Origin of the sequence: Caballeronia sp. M1242, from assembly GCF_017220215.1 — a bacterium.
Lineage (GTDB): Bacteria > Pseudomonadota > Gammaproteobacteria > Burkholderiales > Burkholderiaceae > Caballeronia.
Map to the genome: position 1 here is coordinate 2,680,578 of NZ_CP071129.1, position 23,064 is coordinate 2,703,641.

22 protein-coding genes and 1 riboswitch are annotated in these 23,064 nt (G+C 64.7%); of the genes, 7 read left to right on the forward strand and 15 right to left on the reverse strand.

Going from position 1 to position 23,064, the window contains the following annotated elements:
- Nucleotides 1–33 precede the first annotated feature (33 nt).
- Nucleotides 34–2,001 (reverse strand): lytic transglycosylase domain-containing protein, encoded by a 1,968-nt coding sequence (locus JYK05_RS12555; protein ID WP_206467197.1) that lies wholly within the window; start codon nucleotides 1,999–2,001, stop codon nucleotides 34–36.
- A gap of 8 nt (nucleotides 2,002–2,009) precedes the next feature.
- On the opposite strand from JYK05_RS12555, the gene JYK05_RS12560 reads away from it, so the two are divergent.
- Entirely contained in the window at nucleotides 2,010–2,642 is a 633-nt protein-coding gene (locus JYK05_RS12560; protein WP_371826423.1) for a 5-formyltetrahydrofolate cyclo-ligase, read from the forward strand.
- Nucleotides 2,643–2,649: 7 nt separating this feature from the next.
- Here JYK05_RS12560 and JYK05_RS12565 read toward each other — a convergent pair whose 3' ends face one another.
- Entirely contained in the window at nucleotides 2,650–3,162 is a 513-nt protein-coding gene (locus JYK05_RS12565; RefSeq protein WP_175938477.1) for a winged helix DNA-binding protein, read from the reverse strand.
- A 177-nt stretch (nucleotides 3,163–3,339) separates the two neighbouring features.
- Between JYK05_RS12565 and pxpB the strand changes: the two genes are divergently transcribed.
- The 5 genes from pxpB (at nucleotide 3,340) to JYK05_RS12590 (ending at nucleotide 7,618) form a co-directional block, all read left to right on the forward strand.
- Nucleotides 3,340–3,993, forward strand: coding sequence for a 5-oxoprolinase subunit PxpB (pxpB, locus tag JYK05_RS12570; protein ID WP_175938479.1), 654 nt, complete (start codon nucleotides 3,340–3,342; stop codon nucleotides 3,991–3,993).
- Nucleotides 3,990–5,021, forward strand: coding sequence for a biotin-dependent carboxyltransferase family protein (locus JYK05_RS12575; RefSeq protein WP_175938481.1), 1,032 nt, complete (start codon nucleotides 3,990–3,992; stop codon nucleotides 5,019–5,021). The genes pxpB and JYK05_RS12575 overlap by 4 nt, the downstream gene beginning before the upstream one ends.
- Nucleotides 5,022–5,061: 40 nt before the next feature.
- Complete coding sequence (gene pxpA / locus JYK05_RS12580) at nucleotides 5,062–5,808, forward strand: 5-oxoprolinase subunit PxpA (protein ID WP_175938483.1); 747 nt, start codon at nucleotides 5,062–5,064, stop codon at nucleotides 5,806–5,808.
- Nucleotides 5,809–5,945: 137 nt separating this feature from the next.
- Nucleotides 5,946–6,665 (forward strand): DUF969 domain-containing protein, encoded by a 720-nt coding sequence (locus JYK05_RS12585; RefSeq protein ID WP_175938485.1) that lies wholly within the window; start codon nucleotides 5,946–5,948, stop codon nucleotides 6,663–6,665.
- Nucleotides 6,662–7,618, forward strand: a complete 957-nt coding sequence (locus JYK05_RS12590; protein ID WP_206467199.1) for a DUF979 domain-containing protein — start codon at nucleotides 6,662–6,664, stop codon at nucleotides 7,616–7,618. Before JYK05_RS12585 ends, JYK05_RS12590 begins: the two co-directional genes overlap by 4 nt.
- 21 nt (nucleotides 7,619–7,639) lie before the next feature.
- Here the strand turns inward: JYK05_RS12590 and JYK05_RS12595 are convergent, their stop codons facing one another.
- The 12 genes from JYK05_RS12595 to JYK05_RS12650 form a co-directional block, all read right to left on the reverse strand.
- Entirely contained in the window at nucleotides 7,640–8,851 is a 1,212-nt protein-coding gene (locus tag JYK05_RS12595) for a TraB/GumN family protein (RefSeq protein WP_206467200.1), read from the reverse strand.
- Nucleotides 8,796–9,800, reverse strand: a complete 1,005-nt coding sequence (locus JYK05_RS12600) for a peptide ABC transporter ATP-binding protein (protein WP_175938490.1) — start codon at nucleotides 9,798–9,800, stop codon at nucleotides 8,796–8,798. Before JYK05_RS12600 ends, JYK05_RS12595 begins: the two co-directional genes overlap by 56 nt.
- Nucleotides 9,797–10,828 (reverse strand): ABC transporter ATP-binding protein, encoded by a 1,032-nt coding sequence (locus JYK05_RS12605; RefSeq protein WP_206467201.1) that lies wholly within the window; start codon nucleotides 10,826–10,828, stop codon nucleotides 9,797–9,799. The genes JYK05_RS12600 and JYK05_RS12605 overlap by 4 nt, the downstream gene beginning before the upstream one ends.
- Nucleotide 10,829: 1 nt before the next feature.
- Nucleotides 10,830–11,747, reverse strand: coding sequence for an ABC transporter permease subunit (locus JYK05_RS12610; protein ID WP_175938494.1), 918 nt, complete (start codon nucleotides 11,745–11,747; stop codon nucleotides 10,830–10,832).
- Nucleotides 11,748–11,837: 90 nt separating this feature from the next.
- Entirely contained in the window at nucleotides 11,838–12,848 is a 1,011-nt protein-coding gene (locus tag JYK05_RS12615) for an ABC transporter permease subunit (protein ID WP_206467202.1), read from the reverse strand.
- A gap of 123 nt (nucleotides 12,849–12,971) precedes the next feature.
- Nucleotides 12,972–14,603, reverse strand: a complete 1,632-nt coding sequence (locus JYK05_RS12620) for an ABC transporter substrate-binding protein (RefSeq protein ID WP_175938497.1) — start codon at nucleotides 14,601–14,603, stop codon at nucleotides 12,972–12,974.
- 247 nt (nucleotides 14,604–14,850) lie between these two features.
- Nucleotides 14,851–15,666 carry a glycosyltransferase family 2 protein gene (locus JYK05_RS12625; protein ID WP_206467203.1) on the reverse strand — a complete coding sequence of 272 codons (816 nt, stop codon included), beginning with the start codon at nucleotides 15,664–15,666 and terminating at the stop codon, nucleotides 14,851–14,853.
- A 209-nt stretch (nucleotides 15,667–15,875) separates the two neighbouring features.
- Nucleotides 15,876–16,715: a methylenetetrahydrofolate reductase [NAD(P)H] gene (gene metF, locus JYK05_RS12630; protein WP_175938501.1), complete on the reverse strand. Its 840-nt coding sequence runs from the start codon at nucleotides 16,713–16,715 to the stop codon at nucleotides 15,876–15,878.
- Nucleotides 16,716–16,743: 28 nt separating this feature from the next.
- The gene (locus tag JYK05_RS12635) at nucleotides 16,744–17,097 is read right to left on the reverse strand and encodes a phage holin family protein (RefSeq protein WP_206467204.1); all 354 of its coding nucleotides are present in this window, start codon (nucleotides 17,095–17,097) and stop codon (nucleotides 16,744–16,746) included.
- An 84-nt stretch (nucleotides 17,098–17,181) separates the two neighbouring features.
- Nucleotides 17,182–18,603, reverse strand: coding sequence for an adenosylhomocysteinase (ahcY, locus tag JYK05_RS12640; protein WP_175938505.1), 1,422 nt, complete (start codon nucleotides 18,601–18,603; stop codon nucleotides 17,182–17,184).
- Nucleotides 18,604–18,635: 32 nt separating this feature from the next.
- Nucleotides 18,636–18,775: riboswitch (S-adenosyl-L-homocysteine riboswitch) on the reverse strand.
- Between the two features lie 102 nt (nucleotides 18,776–18,877).
- Nucleotides 18,878–19,600 carry an LrgB family protein gene (locus JYK05_RS12645; RefSeq protein WP_175938507.1) on the reverse strand — a complete coding sequence of 241 codons (723 nt, stop codon included), beginning with the start codon at nucleotides 19,598–19,600 and terminating at the stop codon, nucleotides 18,878–18,880.
- A gap of 8 nt (nucleotides 19,601–19,608) precedes the next feature.
- Nucleotides 19,609–20,079, reverse strand: coding sequence for a CidA/LrgA family protein (locus JYK05_RS12650; protein ID WP_175938509.1), 471 nt, complete (start codon nucleotides 20,077–20,079; stop codon nucleotides 19,609–19,611).
- 112 nt (nucleotides 20,080–20,191) lie between these two features.
- On the opposite strand from JYK05_RS12650, the gene JYK05_RS12655 reads away from it, so the two are divergent.
- A complete protein-coding gene (locus JYK05_RS12655; protein WP_175938510.1) occupies nucleotides 20,192–21,142 on the forward strand; it encodes a LysR family transcriptional regulator in 951 nt (316 codons plus the stop codon).
- A 40-nt stretch (nucleotides 21,143–21,182) separates the two neighbouring features.
- On the opposite strand, the gene JYK05_RS12660 is transcribed toward JYK05_RS12655, so the two are convergent.
- Complete coding sequence (locus tag JYK05_RS12660) at nucleotides 21,183–22,925, reverse strand: OmpA family protein (protein ID WP_206467205.1); 1,743 nt, start codon at nucleotides 22,923–22,925, stop codon at nucleotides 21,183–21,185.
- Between the last annotated feature and the right edge of the window lie 139 nt (nucleotides 22,926–23,064).

Here is a 23,064-nt window from a genome sequence, read left to right on the forward strand (position 1 = left end):
GGATGGCCGAGCGCGGCGTGGCGTGAAGCGCGCTTACGGCGCGATATAACCCAGCCGCGCCTTCAGCGATTGCGGACGGCCTTCGAACAGCGCCGCGTAGTACACGGTGTTCGACAGCACGTTCTTCACGTAATCGCGCGTCTCGGAAAACGGAATGGTTTCAGCAAAAACCGCGCCCTCAACCGGCGCGCGCAAATCCTGCCGCCATTGGCGCGGCCTGCCCGGACCGGCGTTGTAGCCGGCGGTGGCGAGCACCGGCGAGTTGTCGAACTGATTGTAGATCATCGACAGGTAGTTCGTGCCGAGCAGAATGTTGGTGTCGATGTCGTTCATCTGCGCGCGCGACAGCGAGCCGAGACCGATCTTCTTCGCAACGAGTTGCGCCGTGCCGGGCATCAACTGCATGAGGCCGCCCGCGCCCACTTCCGAGCGCGCATTGATGATGAAGCGCGACTCCTGGCGAATCAGACCGTAGGCCCACTCGGTGTCGAGCCCGGTGCTTTGCGCGTCGCGCTCGACGATCTCGCGGAACGGTGACAGATACCGCAGCGTGAAATCGTGCTCGGTCTTGGTCTTGTCGGCGGTGTTCACCGTGCGGTCGTACAACTCGATGCGCTTTGCATATTGCGCGGCGGCAAGCAACTGGCGGTCAGTCATGCTGCGCAGCGGCCAGTTCCATTCGCGATTGCCTTCCAGCCGCATGTTGAGCGCATAGAAACGCTGCGACAGCGCGAAGCCCGGCACCGACTGCATCTGCGCGATCTCGGCGTCCGAGACGGTCGTGCGCGGCGGCAGCGTGATCTTCTGGCCGAGTTCTTCCAGCGCGAGCTGGCCGTAGAAGTTGTATTGATCCGCGATGCTCTGGAATTCCTGGTTCGCCGTGGCCGCGTCGCCCGCCTGCTTGACGGCGCGCGCATGCCAGTAGACCCACGCGGGCTGGCTGCGCAGCGTGGGCGGCATCTGCTCGACGGACCAGCGCACCATGTTCCAGTCGCCCGCGAGCAGCGCGCTGCGCGTGCGCCATTCGTACGCCGGATTCGACAACGGCGCATTTGCCGACAGCCGGTACCAGTCCGCCGCCGACGGCATGCGCTTCAACGCCGCCTGATAGCCGATGGTGCCCCAGCCGATCGCGCGCTCCGCCGGCGTGAGACTCGGCGCGACGGAGCTGAACGTGGCCGCGGCCATCGCCGGATCGTTGCGCGCGAGGCGCGTGATCGCGAGCAGCGTCAGTTGATGCGCCGGCGTGTTCGGCATGACGCCGCGCGCGAGATACAGCGGCGGCTTGTTGACGGCGTTGTCGAGCAGTTCGGGCTTCGGCCGTTCCTGACCGAGCGCATCGACGATATTCGCGCCGGTCGTCGTGTAGTTTTGCTCATAGGCGAGGCGGATCTGCTGCCAGATGTCATCGCTCGTGAACTGGCCCGACTCCGCGAGTGCCGCGATCAGATCGACGCAGCCGTCGCCGTACCATTTCGGATCGACGAGCAGCGCGCGCGCCGCCTCCGCAATGTTCTCGCCGCGCGACTGCCGCGCTTCGAGCGCATAGCATTTGACCTGTGTGTCGTCATTGAGCACGAAGCGGGAATATTGCTGCTCGAAGTTGCGCCAGTCGTGACGGCCGCCGAGCACCACGAGGTAGTCGTTGCGCATGCGGTCGGCAATGGCCTGACCGTCGTAGCGTTGCAGGAACGAGAGCACTGGCGCGTCGGGCGCGTCCGGGCGCGCGTGGCCTTGCGCATCGAAAAGCTGCGGCTTGATCGTGAAGTATTCGACGTAACCCGGCGCCGGATAATTCGGAATTTGCGCGGCGAGCGCGGCGGCACGGCCGGCGTCGTTCGCCCGGGCCGCCTCGCGCAACTGCATGAAGACGCGGTCGTCGGCGGACGGCGAAAAGTCGGCGTCCGGGCGCACGGCCGAGGCCGTTCCGCAGGCGACGAGCGTCGCGGCGGCAAGGGCGTAACCGACCGCAAGATATACTCGGTTGAAGCGTTTTGACATCGTTATTACTGGAGCGCGAGGTGGTCCAAAGATCGGTTGAAAGCATAGCACGCAACGTTTGCGCGGAACCTGTCCGCGCGGAGCCGAAGAGCGCCCTGCGCGCCACGCTGCTCGCGCGCCGCGAGGCGCAAGCCGAAGACCCGGCGCAAGCGGCGCGCAACGCGGCGCTGGGCGAACGGCTGCGCGCGCTGCTCGATGAGCGCGCGGTCCGGCGCATCGGTTTTTACTGGCCGGTGGCGGGCGAATTCGACGCGCGCGCGGTCATCGCGGATTGGCTCGCATCGGACGATGATCGCGAGGCCGCGCTGCCGGTCGTCGTGCAGCCGCATGCGCCGATGGCCTTTCACGCATGGCACGCGCAATCGCCGATGAAGCCGGGCCGCTATCGCATTCCGGTGCCGGAAGAAGAGAGAGTCGTGGTGCCTGAATTGCTGCTCGTGCCGTGCGTCGGGTTCGATTCGGACCGATACCGCCTCGGCTACGGCGGCGGCTATTACGACCGCACGCTCGCCGCGTGGCCGGTCGCGAAGAAGCCCGCGACCATCGGCATAGCGTATGAAATGGGCAAGCTCGGCGCGCTGCCGCGCGAATCGCACGACATGCCGCTCGATGCGATCGTCACCGAAGCGGCGCGCTACTGAGTCGCGCCTAGAGCGACGCTGCCGCGCGCGCGGCGGTGTCGTAGAGGCCGGATGCGTTGCGCATCAGTTGCGCCGCCTCGCCGATCTGTTCGTTGGTCAGCCGGCTTTCGCGCAGCGCGGAAATCAAGCAGCTTTCCCGCACCTCGCGGTACTTGCCGCACAGCTCGCGCCCCGCCGGTGTCGTCGTGAAGAACACTTCCTTGCCGGCCTTCTCGCTCGTCACATAGCCGCGCGTCACGAGTTTCTTGAGCGCGTAGGTCGCCACATGCGTGTCCTCGATATTCAGCACGAAGCAGATGTCCGCGAGCTTCTTCTTGCGGTCGCGATGGTTCACGTGATGCAGCAGCGACACTTCCACCGCCGTCATGTCCTTCGCGCCCGCCGCCGACATGCAGCGCACCATCCATCGGTTGAACGCGTTGCTCGCCATGATGAGCGCGTACTCGAATTCGGAGAGTTCCGCGCTGGTTTCGGAGACGAGGTGCTCGGACGACACGATCTTGGTTGGCTGACGCGACATGGCGATGACCGTAGAAAAGTGCGTCGCAGTGTAGCGCAATGCGTTCGCGCCACACTCCAGACAAACGCGTATTGATAATTTCTTGATAATTTATTGACAATGTAACATTCTGAGACGGCGTGGCGAAAGCGGTCTCCCACGAAAACGCCGCCGTGCTCGAAGGACATACTCGAACGCATGACCAGACCACGAATCTATCCGCTCGGCGAAAGCGCGCTCGTCTGCGACGTCGCGCCGCCCGCCACGATCGACTGCCAGCGCCGCATCTGGACGCTCGCGGATTACGCGCGCCTCTTGCCGCATGTCGTGGAAGTCGTGCCGGGCATGAACAATCTGACGATCGTGTTCGATCCGCTCGAGGCCGACTACGACAGCCTCGCGGCGCAACTCGACGCGCAATGGGACGTCGCGGGCCACGCCGACACGGAAGGCACGCAGATAGACATTCCGGTGCGCTACGGCGGCGACGACGGCCCCGACCTCGTGGCGCTGGCCGAGCACGTCGGCTTGTCGGTCGATGAAGTCGTGAAGCGTCATACGCAAGCCGAATACATCGTGTTCTTTCTCGGCTTCCAGCCGGGCTTCGCCTATCTCGGCGGGCTCGATCCCGCGCTGCACATGCCGCGCCGCCGCGAGCCGCGTCTCGAAGTGCCGGCGGGATCGGTTGGCATCGGCGGGGCGCAGACGGGCATTTATCCGGCGACGTCGCCGGGAGGCTGGCAACTGCTCGGCCGCACGGACGTGAAGCTCTTCGACCCGGCGCGCAATCCGCCGACGCTGATGCAGCCCGGCGACCGTGTGCGCTTCACCGCGGTGGAGGTGCGCGCATGATCGACGTGATTCGCGCGGGCGTGCTCTCCTCGGTGCAGGACCTGGGCCGCCCCGGTTACCGGCATCTCGGCGTCAGTTCGGGCGGTGCGCTCGATGCGCTGTCGCTCGAAATCGGCAATCGCATCGTCGGCAACCGGCCGGATGCGGCGGGCATCGAAGTGACGTTCGGGCCGACCGTGCTGCGCTTCAAGCGCGCGACGCGCATCGCCATCACGGGCACGGACTTCGGCGCGACGCTCGACGACGTGCCGGTCTATTCGTGGTGGAGCCTGCCTGTTCGCGCGGGCCAGGAACTGACGCTGCGGGCGGCCAAGCGCGGCATGCGCTGCTACGTGTGCATCGCGGGCGGCATCGACGTGTTGCCGATGCTCGGCTCGCGCAGCACCGATCTCGGCGCGTGCTTCGGCGGACTCGGCGGACGCGCGCTGCGCGACGGCGATCGCTTGCCGGTTGGCGTGCCGCAGCCGCACAAAGGCATCGCGTTCTCGCCGGAAGAACCCGCGTTCGGCGTGAAAGCGCCCGCGTGGTGCAAGTTCGTTCTCGTCGATGAACCCGTGCGTCGCGGCCGCCACGCGCCCGGCCTCGCGTGGGCCGCGCCGATCCGCGTGCTGCGCGGCCCGGAGTACGCGAGCTTCACCGACGAGTCGCAGCGCGACTTCTGGGACGACGAATGGACCATCACGCCGAATAGCAACCGCATGGGCTTCCGGCTCGCCGGCACGCCGCTCGAGCGCCGCGCGAAGACGGAACTGCTCTCGCACGCGGTGCTGCCCGGCACGATTCAGGTTCCGCCGAACGGCCAGCCGATCATCCTCATGGGCGACGCGCAGACCACGGGCGGCTATCCGAAGATCGGGGCGGTCATCAAGGCCGACTTGTGGAAGCTCGCGCAAGTGCGGCTGAACGGCGGCGTGCGCTTCGTCGAGACATCGGTGGAGGAAGCGCGCCACGCGCTCGCCGAAGAACGCCAGTACGTGAGCCAGGTGGAAACGGCCATCGCCATGCACGAAGAACGCATCGGGCGATGAAGGACAACGCAACGCAACGACTACTTCAAACGACATCATCATGCAGATCGATCTGAACGCCGATCTCGGCGAAGGCTGCGGCTCCGACGAAGCCCTGCTCGACCTCGTCAGCTCCGCGAACATCGCGTGCGGCTGGCATGCGGGTGGCGCGACTGCCATGCGCGACTGCGTGCGCTGGGCGGTGCAAAAGGGCGTCGCGATCGGCGCGCATCCGAGCTTCAATGATCCGGAGAACTTCGGCCGCAAGGAAATGGACCTGCCGCCCGACGAAATCTACGCCGGCGTGCTGTATCAACTCGGCGCGCTCGCGGCGATCGCGAAGGCGGAAGGCGGGCGCATCGCGCATGTGAAGCCGCACGGCGCGCTCTACAACCAGGCGGCCAGGACGCCCGAAATCGCGGATGCCATCGCCGCCGCCGTGCGCGACTTCGATCCGTCGCTGCTCGTGTTCGGTCTCGCGAATAGCGGACTCATCGACGCGGCGCGGCGCGCGGGGCTCGTCGCCATCGAAGAAGTGTTCGCGGATCGCGGTTATCGCGCGGACGGTTCGCTCGTGCCGCGCAAGGAGCCGGGCGCGCTGCTCGACGACGAAGACGCCGTGCTCGAACGCACGCTCTCGATGGTCCGCGACCAGCGCGTGCAGGCCGTTTCGGGAGACTGGGTGCCGCTCAACGCGCAGACCATCTGCCTGCACGGCGACGGCGAGCACGCGCTGGCGTTCGCCCGGCGCATTCGCGGCGCGCTCGCGGATGCGGGCATCGGCGTTCGCGCCGCTCAAGCCGCCTGAGCCTTTTTTGAAGCATCGAACGCCCCGCCTTGCCGGGGCGTTTTAGCAAGCGGCCGCAAGAGCCGATAGTCGTTCGCTGTCACCACGCGCCCGCATCGAGGCGCGATGTTTGAATCGACAAACCGTTTGGAGATCTCATGGCAACCGCAGTCAATTTATGGCCGCTCATTGGCGTGGCCGTCATCATCGTGGGCTTCGTGCTGCGCTTCAATCCGATGCTGATCGTGGCCGCCGCCGCGATCGTCACCGGCCTGGCGGCGCACTTTCCGCCGGAGCGCATTCTCACGGCCATCGGCAGCGGCTTTCTGAAGACGCGCAACATTCCGCTCATCATTTTGCTGCCGCTCGCGGTGATCGGCCTGCTCGAACGCCACGGGCTGCGCGAGCGCGCGCAGATCTGGATTTCGAGCATTCGCGCGGCGACGGCCGGGCGTCTTCTGATCGTCTATCTGCTCGTGCGTGAGCTGACGGCGGCGGTCGGGCTGACGGGCCTGGGCGGTCATCCGCAGATGGTGCGGCCGCTTCTCGCGCCGATGGCCGAAGGCGCGACCGAAGCGCGTCACGGCAAGCTCTCGGACGCCGTGCGCTTCAAGCTGCGCGCGTATGCGGCGGCGACCGACAACGTGGGCCTCTTCTTCGGCGAAGACATCTTCGTGGCGTTCGGCGCGATCGTGCTGATGGTCACGTTCCTGAAGGAAGCGGGCATTGTCGTGGAGCCGATGCACGTCGCCGTCTGGGGCATCCCCACGGCCATCTGCGCGTTCCTGATCCACGGCTTCCGGCTGTGGCTGCTCGACCGCCAACTGACGCGCGAACTCGACGCACTGACGCGCAACGTCGCGGGAGAAAAGGCATGACGCTCACCATCAACTATCTGTTCTATCTCGTCGGCATCGTGCTCGTGGTCGTCGCGGGCATGATTCTCACGGACAAATCGCATCCGCGGCGGCTTTCGGCGGGCACGTTCTGGCTCGTCTATGCGCTCATCTTTCTGATCGGCGACTGGCTGCCGGTGTCGGTCGTCGGCGTGCTGGTCGTGGCGATGGCGCTGATCGCGGGCTTCGGCGGCGTCACCGGCGCGAAGCCGAAGATGCTCTCCGAGGAAACGCGCCGCCAGAGCGCCATGCGCCTCGGCAACAAGCTCTTCGTGCCCGCGCTGACGATTCCCGTCGTCACCGTGATCCTCACGCTCGGCGCGAGCCATCTCGTGTTCGGCGGCAAGCCGCTGATCGAACTGAAGAACGTGACGCTGATCGGCTTCGGCATCGGCTGCGTGATCGCGCTGGCGGTGGCGTGCGTGATGACGCGCGATACCGTCGGCCAGTCGATGCGCGAAACGCGCCGCCTGATCGACGCGCTCTCATGGGCCGCCGTGCTGCCGCAGATGCTCGGCATGCTCGGGCTCGTGTTCTCGGATGCGGGCGTCGGCAAGGCGGTCGCGCACGTCACGACGGCTTACGTGAACATGGATTACCGGCTCGTCGCGGTGGCGGTGTACTGCATCGGCATGGCGCTTTTCACGATGGTCATGGGCAATGGCTTCGCCGCGTTTCCGGTGATGACGGGCGGCGTCGGCGTGCCGATTCTCGTCGGCGTGTTCCACGGCAATCCCGCGACGATGGTCGCCATCGGCATGTTCTCGGGCTACTGCGGCACGCTCATGACGCCGATGGCCGCGAACTTCAACATCGTGCCGGCCGCGCTTTTGGAGTTGCCGGACAAGAACGCGGTCATCAAGGTGCAGGTGCCTACCGCGCTGACGTTGCTGATCGTGAACATCTTCTTGCTGAACTGGCTGATGTTCATTTGACGCGGCGGTCGCGCTCGATTGTCAGGAAGGCGCGACCACGAACCCGCGCTTTCTCAGCAACTCAAGCACGCCGCGCGGCCCGCCCAAATGCAGCGCGCCGATGGCCACGAACACCGGCTTGTCGGGCGCGGCAAGCTGCACCATCCGCGCGACGAAGCGCCGGTTGCGCTCGTAGACCACGCGGTTGTCCACTTGCGCGGCGAGTGCCTTCGACCGCGCGAGCTTGCTGCTTTTCGCGTCGTCCCAGGCCTTGAGCGCGTCGGCATCGCCAATACGCCATAGCCGATGCAGCTCCTTCACGTCGGCGATGTTCTCGGCCGGCGTCTGCACCAGATCTTCCGCGAGCATCTCGCGTTGCTGCGCGGAGCTGAGCCGCGTGAACGTCGAAATCTGCTCGTTCAACGTCTCCAATCCGACGATCTTCCCGCGCACGCGCAGATAGACGTTCTGCAATTGCGCCTCGGTGCCGTACTCGCTCTGGAAGCCGGCCTTCAGCGTGTCGTAGGTTTCGATCAGCATCGACGCGAGCCAAGGCCGCGTATGCCGCAGTTCCTTCAGCGCAGCCGGATTGCTGCGCATGCGCGCTTCGACTTTCTTCCACATGGAATCCGGCAAATAGTCGATGAGGCATTCGCTATGGCACATGCCGTAGCGGTTCACGTCGTCTTGCGACGACAGCAGTTCGTCCGGGGAGATTTCGAGCGCGAGGGTCGGCGACGCATAGAGCGCCGCGAGAATCGACTGGCGAAAAGGCTGCTCGGGCGGATAGTCGCTCGCGAAACCGACGTGCAGCGTGCCGAGCACGTAGAGCGTCGTCGCGCCCTTCGTCGCGACGTAGAACGGCATGTGCGGCGGCTGCGCGCGCACGGGGCCGCTCGCCGTGGTGCCATTGCTGCGATCCACGCGCGACGGCTGCGCGGGCGGATCGGGCACGTCGGTCGCGCTGGCCTCGCCGGCGGGCTGCGGCGTGCCGCCCGGCGGCGCACGCGATCCGGTGACGGCGAAACTCGCGGGTGAAACGGTGAGGCCGATTGCAAACGCCATCGTTGACGCCAGAACCATGCATCGCGCGCGAGCAAACAACGCCGCGACCCACAGCGCCGCGCAAACCGCGAGCGCCGCCGCACTCGATGCAACGCGGCGCGCCCGGTCAGCGACCGGCCGCGCCGCCTGCGATTCAGGCGTCGCCTTCACCGACCTCCTCGGCGCGATGGCACGAGACCTGACGGCCATCGACCACTCGCAGCGCCGGCTCCTCGACGCGGCACCGCTCGATCGCATACGGGCAACGCTGATGGAACGTGCAGCCCGACGGGGGATTGAGCGGCGACGGCATCTCGCCTTGCAGCTTGATCTTGATGCGCCGGTCTTCCTCGAAGATCGCGGGCGTCGCGGACATCAGCGAGCGCGTGTACGGATGCCGCGGATTCGCGAAGATCGTCTTCTTGTCGCCCAGTTCGGCAATGCCGCCAAAGTACATCACCATCACATCGTCGGCAATGTGCTCGACCACCGACAAGTTGTGCGAAATGAACACGTAGCTGGTGCCGAACTGCTGCTGCAGATCCATGAACAGATTGAGAATCTGCGCCTGAATGGACACATCGAGCGCCGACACCGGTTCGTCCGCGACGACGATTTGCGGATCGAGAATCATCGCCCGCGCGATCGCCACGCGCTGACGCTGCCCGCCCGAAAACATGTGCGGATAGCGCGACGCGTGCTCGGGGCGCAAGCCGACCGTGCGCATCATCTGCGCGATGCGCTCGGCGCGTTCCGTCGACGAGAGCTTCGTGTTGATCGCGAGCGGCTCGCCGAGCGTCTGCTCGACGGTCTTGCGCGGATTTAGCGATGCAAACGGGTTCTGAAACACCATCTGCACCCGCTGACGCAGTTCCGCGATTTTCGCCTTGCTCGCGCCCGCGACGTCCTCGCCTTCGATCAGCAAGCGGCCGGACGTAGGCGCTTCGATCATCGTCAATTGCCGCGCGAGCGTGGACTTGCCGCAACCCGATTCGCCGACGACCGCGAGCGTGCGACCGCGCTGCAATTCGAACGACACGCCGTTGAGCGCCTTCACCGTGCCTTGTGTGAACATGCTGCGCTTTACGGTGTAGTGCTTCGTGAGCCGGTCGGCGGCGAGCACGATGTCCTGCGTCTTTTCCTTCGGTACCGCGTTCATCGCGCGCCCTCCTCGACAATCTGCGCCTCGCGTTCGGCGCGCACCGCTTGCGCGACTTCCTGCGCCACATTCAGCGGCTTGATGCAGCGCGCGCGCACGGCGGCATCCCGCGCGTCGAGCTGATACAGATGCGGCCTGCCCTTCCAGCAGTCATCGACCACATACTTGCAGCGCGGCGCGAACAGACAGCCGCTCGGCCGGTCGTCGCGGCCCGGCACCATGCCCGGCAGCGCCGCGAGACGCGCCGCGCCGCGGCTGTGCTCGGGAATCGCGGCGAGCAACGCCTCCGTGTACGGATGATGCGGCTCGCTGAAGATGGCCGGCACGTGATTCGTTTCGATGATCTCGCCCGCGTACATCACCGCGACGCGCTGCGCGACCTCGGACACGACCGCCAGATCGTGCGAAATCAGCACGAGCGCCATGCCGCGCTCCTTCTGCAAGCGCACGAGCAGTTCCATGATCTGCGCCTGAATGGTCACATCGAGCGCGGTGGTCGGTTCGTCCGCGATCAGGAGCTTCGGATTGCACGCGACCGCCATCGCGATCATCACGCGCTGATTCATGCCGCCCGACATCTGATGCGGGAACGTGTCGATGCGGTTCTTCGCGTCCGGAATGCCGACCTGATCGAGCAGTTCGAGCGCGCGTTTGTTGAGCGCATCGCCGCGCAGGCCTTCGTGCAGCCGCAGCACTTCCTTGATCTGATAACCGACGGTGTAGCTCGGGTTCAGGCTCGTGAGCGCGTCCTGAAACACCATCGCGATGTCCTTGCCGATGATCTTGCGGCGAGCGCGCGCCGATGCCTTCAGCAGGTCGTGACCGTCGAAGGTGATCTGATCGGCGGTGACTTTGCCGGGATGGTCGATGAGGCCCATCAGCGCCATCATCGTGACGCTCTTGCCCGAGCCGGATTCGCCGACGACGCCGACGACTTCGCCCGGCTTCACGGATAAGTTGATGCGATCGACCGCTTGCGTGCCGCCGAACGTCACTTGCAGGTTACGGATAGTCAGTAGATCGGTCATGTCATGCCATCCGTTTCAGTTTCGGATCGAGCGCGTCGCGCAGCCCGTCGCCGAGCAGGTTGATGACGAGCACCGAGACGAGAATCGAGAGGCCCGGCATCGTCACGATCCACCATGCGCTTTCGATGTAATCGCGCGCCGAGGCGAGCATGGCGCCCCACTCCGCCGCGGGCGGTTGCACGCCGAGGCCGAGAAAGCCGAGCGCGGCGGCATCGAGAATCGCCGATGAAAAGCCCAGCGTCGCCTGCACGATGAGCGGCGCGGCGCAGTTCGGCAGCACTTGCGAGAACATGAGCCGCGCGGTGCTCGCGCCTGCCACGCGCGATGCCGTCACGTATTCCTTCTGCAATTCGCCGAGCGCGGACGCTCGCGTGAGACGCACGTAACCCGGCAGCGCGACGATGGCGATGGCGAGCATCGTGTTGACGAGCCCCGGCCCGATGATCGCGACGACGGCCACCGCGAGCAGCAGCGACGGCAGCGCGAGCAGCACGTCCATCACGCGCATGATCGGCGTGTCGAGCCAGTGGAAGAACGCGGCCATCAGCCCGAGCACGACGCCCGGAATCAGCGCGAGCACCACGGACACGAAGCCGATCCAGAACGACAGCCGCGCGCCGTACATGAGGCGCGAGAGAATGTCGCGGCCCGCTTCGTCGGTGCCGAGCAGAAACATGCGGTTGCCGCCGTCGAGCCATGCGGGCGGGATCTTCACGTACTCGCGATACTGCTCGATCGGACTATGCGGCGCGATCAACGGCGCGAAAATCGCGATAAAGAGCAGCACGAGCACGATGATGCCCGCCGCCACCGCGCCGCGATTGCGCGAGAAGTTCGCCCAGAACTCGCGCGCCGCGACCATGCGGCCGGACGGCGGCGTCAATGCGCCGGGCGGGATATTGTTTTGAACGTCAGCCATTCGTTATGCCTCGCGCCGAACCGCCTCGAATGAGGCATGCGCCCCCTTGGGGGACAGCGAACAAGTGTGAGCGTAGGGGACCATGTTTCCTCAGCGAGTATGGCGAATGCGCGGATTCAACACGCCGTACAAGAGATCGACGACCAGATTCACGACGATCACGAGCGTCGCGATCATCAGAATGCCGCCTTGCACGACCGGATAGTCGCGACGCGAAATGGCGTCGATGAGCCACTTGCCGACGCCCGGCCACGAGAACAGCGTCTCGGTCAGCACCGCGCCCGCGAGCAGCGCGCCGACCTGCAAACCGATCACGGTCACGACCGGAATCAGCGCGTTGCGCAGCGCATGCACGACGACCACGCGCAACGGCGAAAGGCCCTTTGCGCGCGCGGTGCGGATGTAGTCCTCGCGCAGCACTTCGAGCATCGACGAGCGCGTCATGCGCGCGACGACCGCGAGCGGAATCGTGCCGAGCACGATGGTCGGCAGAATCAGATGCGAGAGCGCCGACGTGAACGCGCCTTCGTCGCTCGAAAAGAGCGAGTCGATCAGCATGAAGCCGGTGACGTGCGGGATGTCGTATTCCACCGCGATGCGGCCCGAGACGGGGGTCCAGCCCAGCTTCGCCGAGAAGAACATGATGAGGATCAAGCCCCACCAGAAGATCGGCATGGAGTAGCCGGTGAGCGCGGTGCCCATGACGCCGTGATCGACCGCCGTGCCGCGCTTGAGCGCCGCCGCCACGCCCGCCGGCAAGCCGACGACGAGCGCGAAGATCATCGCGCAGATGGACAGCTCGACGGTCGCCGGAAAGCGCGCCATGAATTCGCCCATCACGCTCGTATTGGTGATGATGGACGTGCCGAGATCGCCCTTGAGCGCATGGCCGACATAGTGGAAATATTGAAGCGGCAGCGGCTGGTCCAGCCCGAGGCGCTTCATGGCTTCGGCGTGGGCCGCCGGGTCCACGCCCCGTTCGCCCATCATGACTTCGATGGGATCGCCCGGGATCAGGTGGATGAGCGCGAACGCGAGAATCGTAATGCCGATGAACGTCGGTATCACCATTCCTATGCGTCGCAAAACGAATCGGAACATGATCGCCCTTTGGTTCGTTCTTGGGGATAAATACGCTACCGGCGGCCGGATCGTTTGATCCGCGCCGCCGGACGTGTTTCGACTAGTTAAGGTTTAGTGCAAAAAGCATTCCGCCAGCAAGACTTACTGCAGGCCGACGCCATCGAAACGCACGTAGCCGAGCGGCTCGATCTTCATGTTCGTCACCTTCTTGCTGACCGGCTGATAGACGGTCGAATGCGCGATCGGCGAGAACGGCAGTTGTTGCGCGAAGATCTGCTGTGCGTCGGTGTAGGCCTTCGTGCGCGCGGCGACATCCGTGGTCGAGCGGCCCTTCACGACGAGATCGTCGAATGGCTTGTAGCACCACTTCGAGAAGTTGCTGCCCTTCACCGCGTCGCAGCCGAGCAGCGTGCCGAGCCAGTTGTCGGGGTCGCCGTTGTCGCCCGTCCAGCCGATCAACAGCGCGTCGTGTTCGCCCGCGTGCGCGCGCTTCAAATACTCGCCCCACTCATACGACACGATGTTCGCCTTCACGCCGATCTTCGCCCAGTCGGCCTGAATCATTTCGGCCATCAGACGCGCGTTCGGGTTGTAGGCGCGCTGCACGGGCATGGCCCACAGCGTGATTTCGAAGCCGTTCGGGAAACCCGCCTTGCTGAGCAGTTGCTTGGCCTTCGCGGTGTCGTAGGCGTTCGCCTTCAGGTTCTTGTCGTAGGACCACTGCGTCGGCGGCATCGGCGCGGTGGCCGGCTGGCCGGCGCCCTGATACACGGAATCGATGATCGCCTTCTTGTTGATCGCCATGTCGAGCGCGCGGCGCACGTCGGCGTTGCCGAGATTGCTCTTCGTCACGTTATACGCAACGTAGCCTTCGTTGAAACCGGCCTGCGACGGCGTATCCACATTCGATGCCGACTTCAGCGCCGCGATATCGCCCGGGCGCGGATAGCTCATCACCTGGCACTCGTTGCTCTTCAACTTCTGCACGCGCACGGCGGCGTCCGGCGTGATCGAGAAGATCAGCTTGGAGATTTGCACCGCGTTCGGCTTCCAGTAGTCCGGATTGCCGTCGAAGCGGATGGTCGCGTCCTTCGTATAGCTGCGGAAGATAAACGGGCCGGTGCCGAGCGGATACTGGTTGATGTCGGCGGCCTTGCCGTCCTTCAGCAGCTTGTCCGCGTATTCAGCGGAGAGAATGGAGGCGTACTCCATCGCCATGTTCTGAATGAACGGCGCGCTCACTTCCTTCAGCGTGAACTTGACGGTGTACGGGTCGACTTTTTCGATCTTCGAGATCAGCTTGTCGAGGCCCAGGTCCGTGAAGTACGGGAACTGCACGTTGTACGCCTTGCGGAACGGCTGGTTCGGGTCGAGCATGCGGTTGAACGTGAAGAGCACGTCGTCCGCGTTGAATTCGCGCGTCGGCTTGAAGTAGGACGTCGTCTGGAATTTCACGCCGTGACGCAGATGGAACGTGTACGTCAGGCCGTCCGACGAGACTTCCCACTTTTCCGCGAGACCCGGTTCCACTTTCGTGCCGCCGCGCTCGAATTCGACGAGGCGGTTATACACGGTGAAGGTGTTCGCGGTGAAATCGGTGCCCGTGGTGTACTGCGCGGGATCGAAACCGGCGGGGCTGCCTTCCGAGCAGTAAACAAGCGTTTTGTTCGGGATTGCCGCGTTCGCGGCGCTCGCCGCGAAAAGCGTTGCCGTGGCGACGGCGCCCATGAGCGCCGACATGCGGGCGACTCGCAACAGGCCATTTTTCTTCATGTTTCCTCCAAGTCAGTGCCGACTTTTGGCCGGCGTAGCGCGATCTTACTTGATCGCGTCCTCCGCTTTGTTAGCGGACGAAAATGCCGGGCGCAACACTAGCACGAACAAATATGACGTGGGTAGACAGTTTTCCCCACAGTGCGGGCGGATCGAGCTTCTGCGAGGAAGCGCGTCACGCCACGGATGCAGGGCGAAGAAGGAGAGCGCGAAGCGTTGCGGGAGAAGGAGGAAACGTGGCGCGGGCTTATAGCGCTGAGTCGCGAGCGGACGGAGCGGTCCCGGCATTCGACGCGCTTTTGATCGCGTCGGCCGCTGCCAGCCTGAGACGCACCTGTTCAGAAAATGCAGCGGTCGCGATGGCCACCTCCTGATTTTCTTCCGGTGTTTCGAGTCCTCTGATTTCTCGGATGAAGTATCGCCCCACGTGGCTTTCGGGATGCCAGTAGTTGCGCACGTGAGGGCGGTCGAACATATGCTCGCATCCGAACAATTCGACAATCACCGACTGCAGCGCGTGATCTTCGCCGCCATAACGGCGATAAACCTCGTCTTCGGGAAAACCGCCCATCAGATTGAACATATCGCGGCGAATCACCAGGCTACTCGTTATGCCGGTGCTCATGTTGAACGCGATAGCGTTGAAATTCGCGAAAGCGTAGACCTCTGCGGGATAGCCGGCGAGATGCACTCTGAGCCTGATGGCGGGCATTTGGCGATGCTCGCGGAGATACTTGACGGCGGAGGTCAATGCCGATGGCAGGTATTCGTCGTCGGCATCCAGAAAAGCGAGCACAGGCAGCGTGGCGCGCTGCACGCCGAGATTCCGCGCCCGAGCCGCGCCGAAGTTTTCAGGCAGTCTTAGTAGTTCGACGCGTGAGTCCTTCATTGCGAAGAATTGCGCGACCTGAACGGAGTTGTCCTGCGAGCCGTCGTCCACGACGATGACCTGCCCGACCTCCGGCTGCCTGAGGCAACTTTCCAGCGCGCGACCCAGCGTTCGCACTTCATTAAAGCAAGGAACGACGACTGAAACGCACTGCGTCTTGGACCATTCGAGCATCACACGCTCCGATTCGTTGAATCTGTCCTTTATCGCATCAACGCGGCTGCGACCCAATCTGAAGATTCCGAAAATCCGAAGCTACTGAATAGCATTGATTGTTTCGATCGCGAGTGCGCCGGTGCCGATCCACGTCGATATCGGTACAACGGAGGGAAAGAATGAACCGCGCGGCGAGCGCCGCGCGGGTGATGCAAGAAACGCGAGATTCAGGCGCTTTGAAAACCGAGCCGTTCGCAGATGGTCCTGGTCGCGGCCGCGCCGTTAAGCGTGTAGAAATGCAGTCCGGGCGCGCCGTCGTCGATCAGGCGGCGGCACAGGCCCGTCACCACGTCGAGACCGAACTCGCGAATGGACTCGCGGTCGTCGCCGTAGCTTTCCAGACGCCGCGCGATCCACCTCGGCACTTCCGCGCCGCACATGTCGGAGAAGCGCATGAGCTGCGAGAAGTTCGTGATCGGCATGATGCCCGGCGTGATGGGCACGTCCACGCCCAGCTTCTTCGCTTCGCCGACGAACCGGAAATACGCGTCCGCGTTGAAGAAGTACTGCGTGATCGCGGCGTTCGCGCCCGCCTTCACCTTGCGCGCGAAGTTCTCCATATCGGCGCGCGGCGAACGCGCTTGCGGATGAAACTCCGGATACGCGGCCACTTCGATATGGAACCAGTCGCCGTGCTCCTGGCGAATGAACGCGACCAGCTCCGACGCATAACGCAGTTCGCCGAATTCGCCCATGCCCGAAGGCAGGTCGCCGCGCAACGCGACGATATGGCGAATGCCGTGCTCGCGGTACGCGCCGAGGATCGCGCGCAGGCTTTCGCGCGACGAGCCGATGCACGACAGATGCGGCGCGGCCTGCAAGCCTTCGGCCGCCATTTCGAGCACGGTATCGAGCGTGCCTTGCTGCGTGGAGCCGCCCGCGCCGAACGTCACGGAGACGAACTTCGGCGCGAGCTTCGCAAGCTCCGCGCGCGAGGCGCGCAGCTTCTGCACGCCTTCCTGCGTCTTCGGCGGGAAAAACTCGAATGAGAGTTCGATGGGTTTCATGATGATGTGTGCGCACAAAGCGCGGCGGCTAGCCGAAGTTGCGCTGCCCGAACACGAGCGCCGACAGAAGCCACGATACGATGCTGTACAGAATCGAGCCGAAGAACGCCGACCAGAAACCCGAGACCTCGAAACCCTTCAGCAGCGACGAGCACAGCCAGAAGCACAGCGCATTCACCACGAGGATGAAGAGGCCGAGCGTGAGGATGGTCACCGGCAGCGTCAGGATGATGAGAACCGGACGCAGCACGGCGTTGATCAGCCCGAGCACCACCGCGACGATCAGCGCCGTGCCGAAACTGCGAATGCGAATGGACGGCACGAGATAGGTGATGATCAGCAGCGCGAGCGCGTTGATCAGCCATGTCAGCAGCACGGTCATCGAGGGTTCTCCGGTTTGTCGTCGTTCGGGCAAAGCGCGGCGCGGATGCGTGCGCATCCGCGCCGGCCCCGCCGCCGCGTGCGATTAATAGCGGTAGTGGTTCGGCTTGAACGGACCGTTCTTGTCGACGCCGATATAGCCTGCCTGCTCGTCCGACAGCACGGTCAGTTCCGCGCCGATGCGGCCCAGATGCAGACGCGCGACCTTCTCGTCCAGATGCTTCGGCAGCACGTACACCTTGTTCTCGTACTTGTCGCCTTGCGTGAAGAGTTCGATCTGCGCGAGCGTCTGGTTCGTGAACGAGTTCGACATGACGAACGACGGATGGCCCGTCGCGCAGCCCAGGTTCACCAGACGCCCTTCGGCCAGCAGAATAATGCGCTTGCCGTCCGGGAAGATGATGTGATCGACCTGCGGCTTGATGTTGTCCCACGTGTACTGGCGCGTGGAGGCAACGTCGATTTCCGAATCGAAGTGACCGATGTTGCAGACGATCGCGTTATTGCGCATCGCCTTCATGTGGTCGTGGTTGATGACGTGGTAGTTGCCCGTCGCCGTCACGAAAATGTCGGCCTTGTCGGCGGCGTATTCCATCGTCACGACGCGGTAGCCTTCCATCGCGGCTTGCAGCGCGCAGATCGGATCGATTTCCGTGACCCACACGGTTGCGCCCAGACCGCGCAGCGATTGCGCGCAGCCCTTGCCCACGTCGCCGTAACCGGCCACGACCGCGATCTTGCCCGCGATCATCACGTCGGTCGCGCGCTTGATGCCGTCCACGAGCGACTCGCGGCAGCCGTACAGGTTGTCGAACTTCGACTTCGTGACCGAATCATTCACGTTGATGGCCGGGAACGGCAGGCGGCCGTCCTTTTCCATCTGATACAGGCGATGCACGCCCGTCGTCGTTTCTTCCGTTACGCCCTGAATGTGCGCGAGGCGCGTGGAGTACCACGTCGGATCGGCGTCGAGGTGACGCGCAATCGACTTGTACAGCGCGACTTCTTCCTCGTTCGTCGGCTTGGCGATGACCGAGCGGTCCTTCTCCGCCTTCGAGCCGAGAATCAACAGCAGCGTGGCGTCGCCGCCGTCATCGAGAATCATGTTGGCGAATTCGCCGTTCGGCCATTCGAAAATGCGATGCGAGAATTCCCAGTACTCGTCGAGCGATTCGCCCTTGAACGCGAACACCGGCGTGCCGCCATCGGCGATCGCGGCGGCCGCGTGATCCTGCGTCGAGAAAATGTTGCACGACGCCCAGCGCACGTCCGCGCCCAGCGCCTTCAGCGTTTCGATGAGCACGCCGGTCTGGATGGTCATGTGCAGCGAGCCCGCGACGCGCGCGCCCTTGAGCGGTTGCTGCGCTTTGTATTCTTCGCGGATTTGCACGAGACCGGGCATTTCCGTCTCGGCGATGTCAAGTTCCTTGCGGCCCCATGCGGCGAGCGACATGTCGGCGACAACGAAATCCTGGGTGGTGTTGGAATCGAGAACTGCGGCGTTCATCACGCCCTCCTTTCTAAAAAAGACTAGAAATGTTGACGTGAGCGCCGTTCGAATGCGGTGGCTCAGCAGGCGCTTTTTAGGGCGCTTTGGAACCGTCCGGATTGAATGCCACCGAGCCTGGCGGATGAGGCTTATTGCAAGCCGCTCAACCGTCGCAACGCTCCTCGGGGGCGAGTGACGATTGTAGCAAAGTCTTATTGGATCGTTTGCGTTTCAGCACACGCTGATTCAAATCTTCGACGCCGCGTGAGCCGCATTTTACCGATGCGCGCGCCTAGAACGGCAGCGCGGAGAGCGCCGGCGCGAGCAGCACCATCACGACGCCCGCGATCATCATGGTAAGGCTCGCGACCACGCCTTCTTCGCTGCCCAATTCGCGCGCCTTCGCCGTGCCGACGCCATGCGCCGCCGCACCGAACAGCGCCCCGCGCGCGAGCCGCGTGCGCAGCGGCACGAGCGCGAGCACGATCTCGCCGAAGAGCATGCCGCAGACGCCCGTCGCGATCACGAAGAGCGCGGTCAGGTCTTTCGGCGCGTGAATCTTGTCGGAGACGGCGAGCGCGAACGGCGTGGACACCGAGCGCGTCGCGAGACTGCGCTGCAATTCCGGCGACAGATGCAAGAGCTTCGCGAGCGCGAGCGATCCGCCCACCGCAACCAGAATGCCGACCGTGACGCCGACCGTCAGCGAGATCCAGTGGCGCTTCAGAAGCGCGCGGTATTCGTAGATCGGCACCGCGAACGCGACGGTGGCCGGGCCGAGCAGCCACATGAGCCAGCGCGTATCGGCGAAATAGACCGAATACGGAATGCGCGCGGTCACGACGATCAGCGCGAGCACGGCCGGCGCGGAAAGCATCGGCGTGAGCCACGGGCTGCGGAATCGCGCGTAGAGACTTTTCGACGCGAAGTACAGCGCGACCGTCAGCACGAAGCAGCCGGCGGCGATGAGGCGCGCGGCGTCGTCGGCGAGGAGCGAGGCGTAGAAGTGGTGCATGGCCGTGATCAGGCGTGTGCCGAGGCGCGCGCCGCGTGACGGGCGACGAGCGCGCGGCGCAACGCGAGACGGCGTTCGAGGCGCGCGGCGCGATCCACGGCGAACGCGACGGCGACCATCACCATCAGCGTGCCCGCGACCACGACGAGCGCGAGCCGCCAGCCGTCTTCCATGAACAGGCCGCCGTACTGCACGGCCGCGACCGCTGCGGGGATGAAGAACAACAGCATGTCGCCGAGCAGCCAGTCGGCGCCCGCCTTCACCCAGCGCGGCGCGACGCCGCCGCAAAACAGCAGCGCGAGCAACGCGACAAGACCGACCACGCCGCCCGGCACCGGCAACGCGAGCTTGCGCGCGACGAAATCGGCGACGAACCAGATCACCGCGATGCCGCCGGCCTGCACCGCGACGCGGGCGAACCGGCTGATAGCGGCGCGAGCAGGGTTCGTGGTGCTTGCATTCGAAAGGACGACGGACATGGCGTGGTGTGCGATTAGGGTTAACCTGTAGCCGAGTATAGAGCCGTCGTTTCCATAATAAAAATGACTTAACCTTATCCAGTTCATTCCAATCCGGAATCTGAGGCCGATCATGGAACTGCGCGCGTTGCGGTATTTCGTCGAAGTCGTCAAACAGAAGAGCTTTACCGCTGCCGCCGAGCACATGTTCGTCACGCAGCCGACCATCAGCAAGATGGTGAAGGCGCTGGAAGACGAAGTCGGCTCGCCGCTGTTGTTGCGCGAAGGCCGGCAGATGGTGCTGACCGATGCCGGGCAGATCGTCTACCAACGCGGCGTGGACGTGCTCGCGGCGCACGCGCGGCTGGAGGCGGAACTGAATGACCTCGGCACCTTTGGGCGGGGAACGCTCACCATCGGCATCCCGCCGATGGGCGGCGCGCTTTTCACGCCGGCCATCGCGGCATTCAGACGGCGGTATCCGAAAGTCGAGCTGAAGCTGTTTGAGCGCGGATCGAAGGCGATCGAGGCCGCGCTGATGGACGGCGAACTGGAGTTGGGCGGCGTCCTGCAACCCGTCGATACCGATATGTTCGACGTGCTGCCGGTCAGCCGTCAGTTGCTATGGCTCGTGGCGCCGAAAGGCGCGCGCTGGGAGGACGTGCGCGAAGTGCCGCTGGCGGATCTCGCCGCCGAGCCGTTCGTGTTCTATGGCGAAAGCCTGGCGCTCAACGACATCGTGATGAACGCGTGCCGCGCGGCGGGCTTCACGCCCACTATCGTCGGGCGCAGCGGGCATTGGGATTTCATGGCGGCGCTGGTGCAGGCGGGAATCGGCATCGCGCTGCTGCCTGCGCCGTATTGCCGACGCCTGGACACCGACGCGTTCACGTGCCGGCCGGTTGTCGCGCCGGAGATTCATTGGGACATGGCGCTCGGCTGGCGGCGCAACGGCTATCTGTCGCATGCGGCGCAAGCGTGGATCGAGGTTGCGCGGGAAGTGCTGCCCGCCAACCTCGATCAGGACTTCATGGCCGATGGTTTCGCCCGCACGCGGGGCAAAAAGGCGGACGCGGGCGGCTGATTTTCGTTGCGAAGCAACGCGCCCGCATTACCAGGCCCGGTCAGTTCACTTCCGTAAACTCGATGCGGCGATTCGCCATGCGACCCGCCGGCGTCGAGTTGTCGGCGATCGGATTGACTTCGCCGAGACCCTCGGCCTTCAACGAATTGGCCGGAATGCCGTGCTTCACAAGATAACCGCGCACGGCTTCCGCGCGCTTCTTCGACAATTCGACGTTCAGCGCCGCGCTGCCGGTGTTGTCCGAATAACCGGCGATTCGCAGCATGATGGGCGCGCCGTGGGCGTCGCAGTCTTTCAGTGCCTGCGCGGACTTCGCGAGCGCCGCCATCGAGCTAGCGGGCGGCGTGTTCGAACCGGTGCGGAAGTGGATGGGCTTGAGGTTCAGCATTCGCGCGATGACAGGTGCCGAACAGGTTCCCGCAGTTGCCGCAGCGGATGCAGGCGCAGCCGCCGATGCCGCCGATGCCGCTGAAGCCGATGCCGCCGCCGCATTGGAGGCCGCCGCGTCCGCCTGCGCCGACGCGAGACCGATGTTCCAGCCCGAGCCGAACAGCGCCTTCAGCTTTTCCAGCCAGCCCAGTTTGACGTCGGCGGCCTTGCCGGCCAGTTCAATCTTGTCGCCGTCTATCTGCACGCGCGCGCCCGGCAGGGTCATCACGGGCACGAGGGTGTCCAGCTTGTCGAGCCATGCCGAAGGCTTCGTGTCCGGGTCGACCGACACGTTCGCGTGGAACTTGTCCGCGCCGAACTTCATCGACATCAGGTCGATCAGCCGTTGACGCTCCTCGTCGCTGCCGACGGTCGCCTTGACGGTCGGCACGCCCGACGCATCGACGGTGATCGCGGCGAGCGCGTTCTTGCCCGGCAGCAGCGTCGGCATGGACGCCTGGCTGGCCACGGCCGCGCCGCCCACGGCGTCGGACGACGCGGGGGCGCCCGCCGCATCGGAAGCAGCCCCCGAAGCCGACGCGTCCGCTTGCGCATCCTGCGCGGCGTCCTTGTGCTTGTCTTCCGTCGAGCAGCCGCGCGCCACGAGCGCCGCCAATAGCGCGAGCGCGGCGGCGTTCGCCACCCACAGCCACTTGCGCTTGCTCGACTTGTCCTTCGTTTCCTCGCTCTCGGGCGCGGGGTAGAGGTCGCTATGGATCGGGAACGCGGCGGCTTCCTGCGTCGACGGATGCTCCAGATGCGACGACACCGCCTTCAGCCGCGACGCCACGCCGGCCAGAAACGCGCCGACCGAGCCGAGGCCGAGCGCCTGCGCGAAGGCGTCTGTCATGTTCGCGCGAACGACGGGCAACTGGTGCCCGAGCAGCGTGGGCAACTGGCCGACCTGACCGTTGTGCTGCGTGAAGTGGCGCTTGAGCAGCCCGAGAATGGTCGCGCCGACCACGCCGGCCAAAACGCGCGTGACGTGCGCCGGCACGCCCGAATATTCGGCGATACGTTCGGAGAGCGCGTTGACGTTGTCGTGCGAGGCGACCGCGCCGTCCACCGATGCGCTCGTGGCGAGCAGCGTTTGCATGCCGTCCTCGTTCAGCACGAAGTGCGGCAGTTCTTCGGCGATATGGGTGTTGACGGCCGGCGACATGACCGCGTTGAACAGATTGCGCGCGCCGTCGAGCGACGACGCCTTGTTCATCATCGAGCCGATGAGCGCGGGCCCGCACAGGGAAACGACGCGCTTGGCGGATTCGGGCGCGCAGCCGACGCGCGCGGCGAGATGCTGCAACACGCTTTCGTTTAAAGCGCCCTGCACCGACTGATTGAGGTTGATGCTCATTGAGAATACTTCCAGAAAAGCGTTGTTGCACCGGGCCGAGCGCCCGATTCAGGCCGAACGATTATAGGTTCGGGGTCCTGCAAGTCGGCATGGCGGACTGAACAATCGGATTTGTCTCAGCTCTCGTGCCTTTAGGACT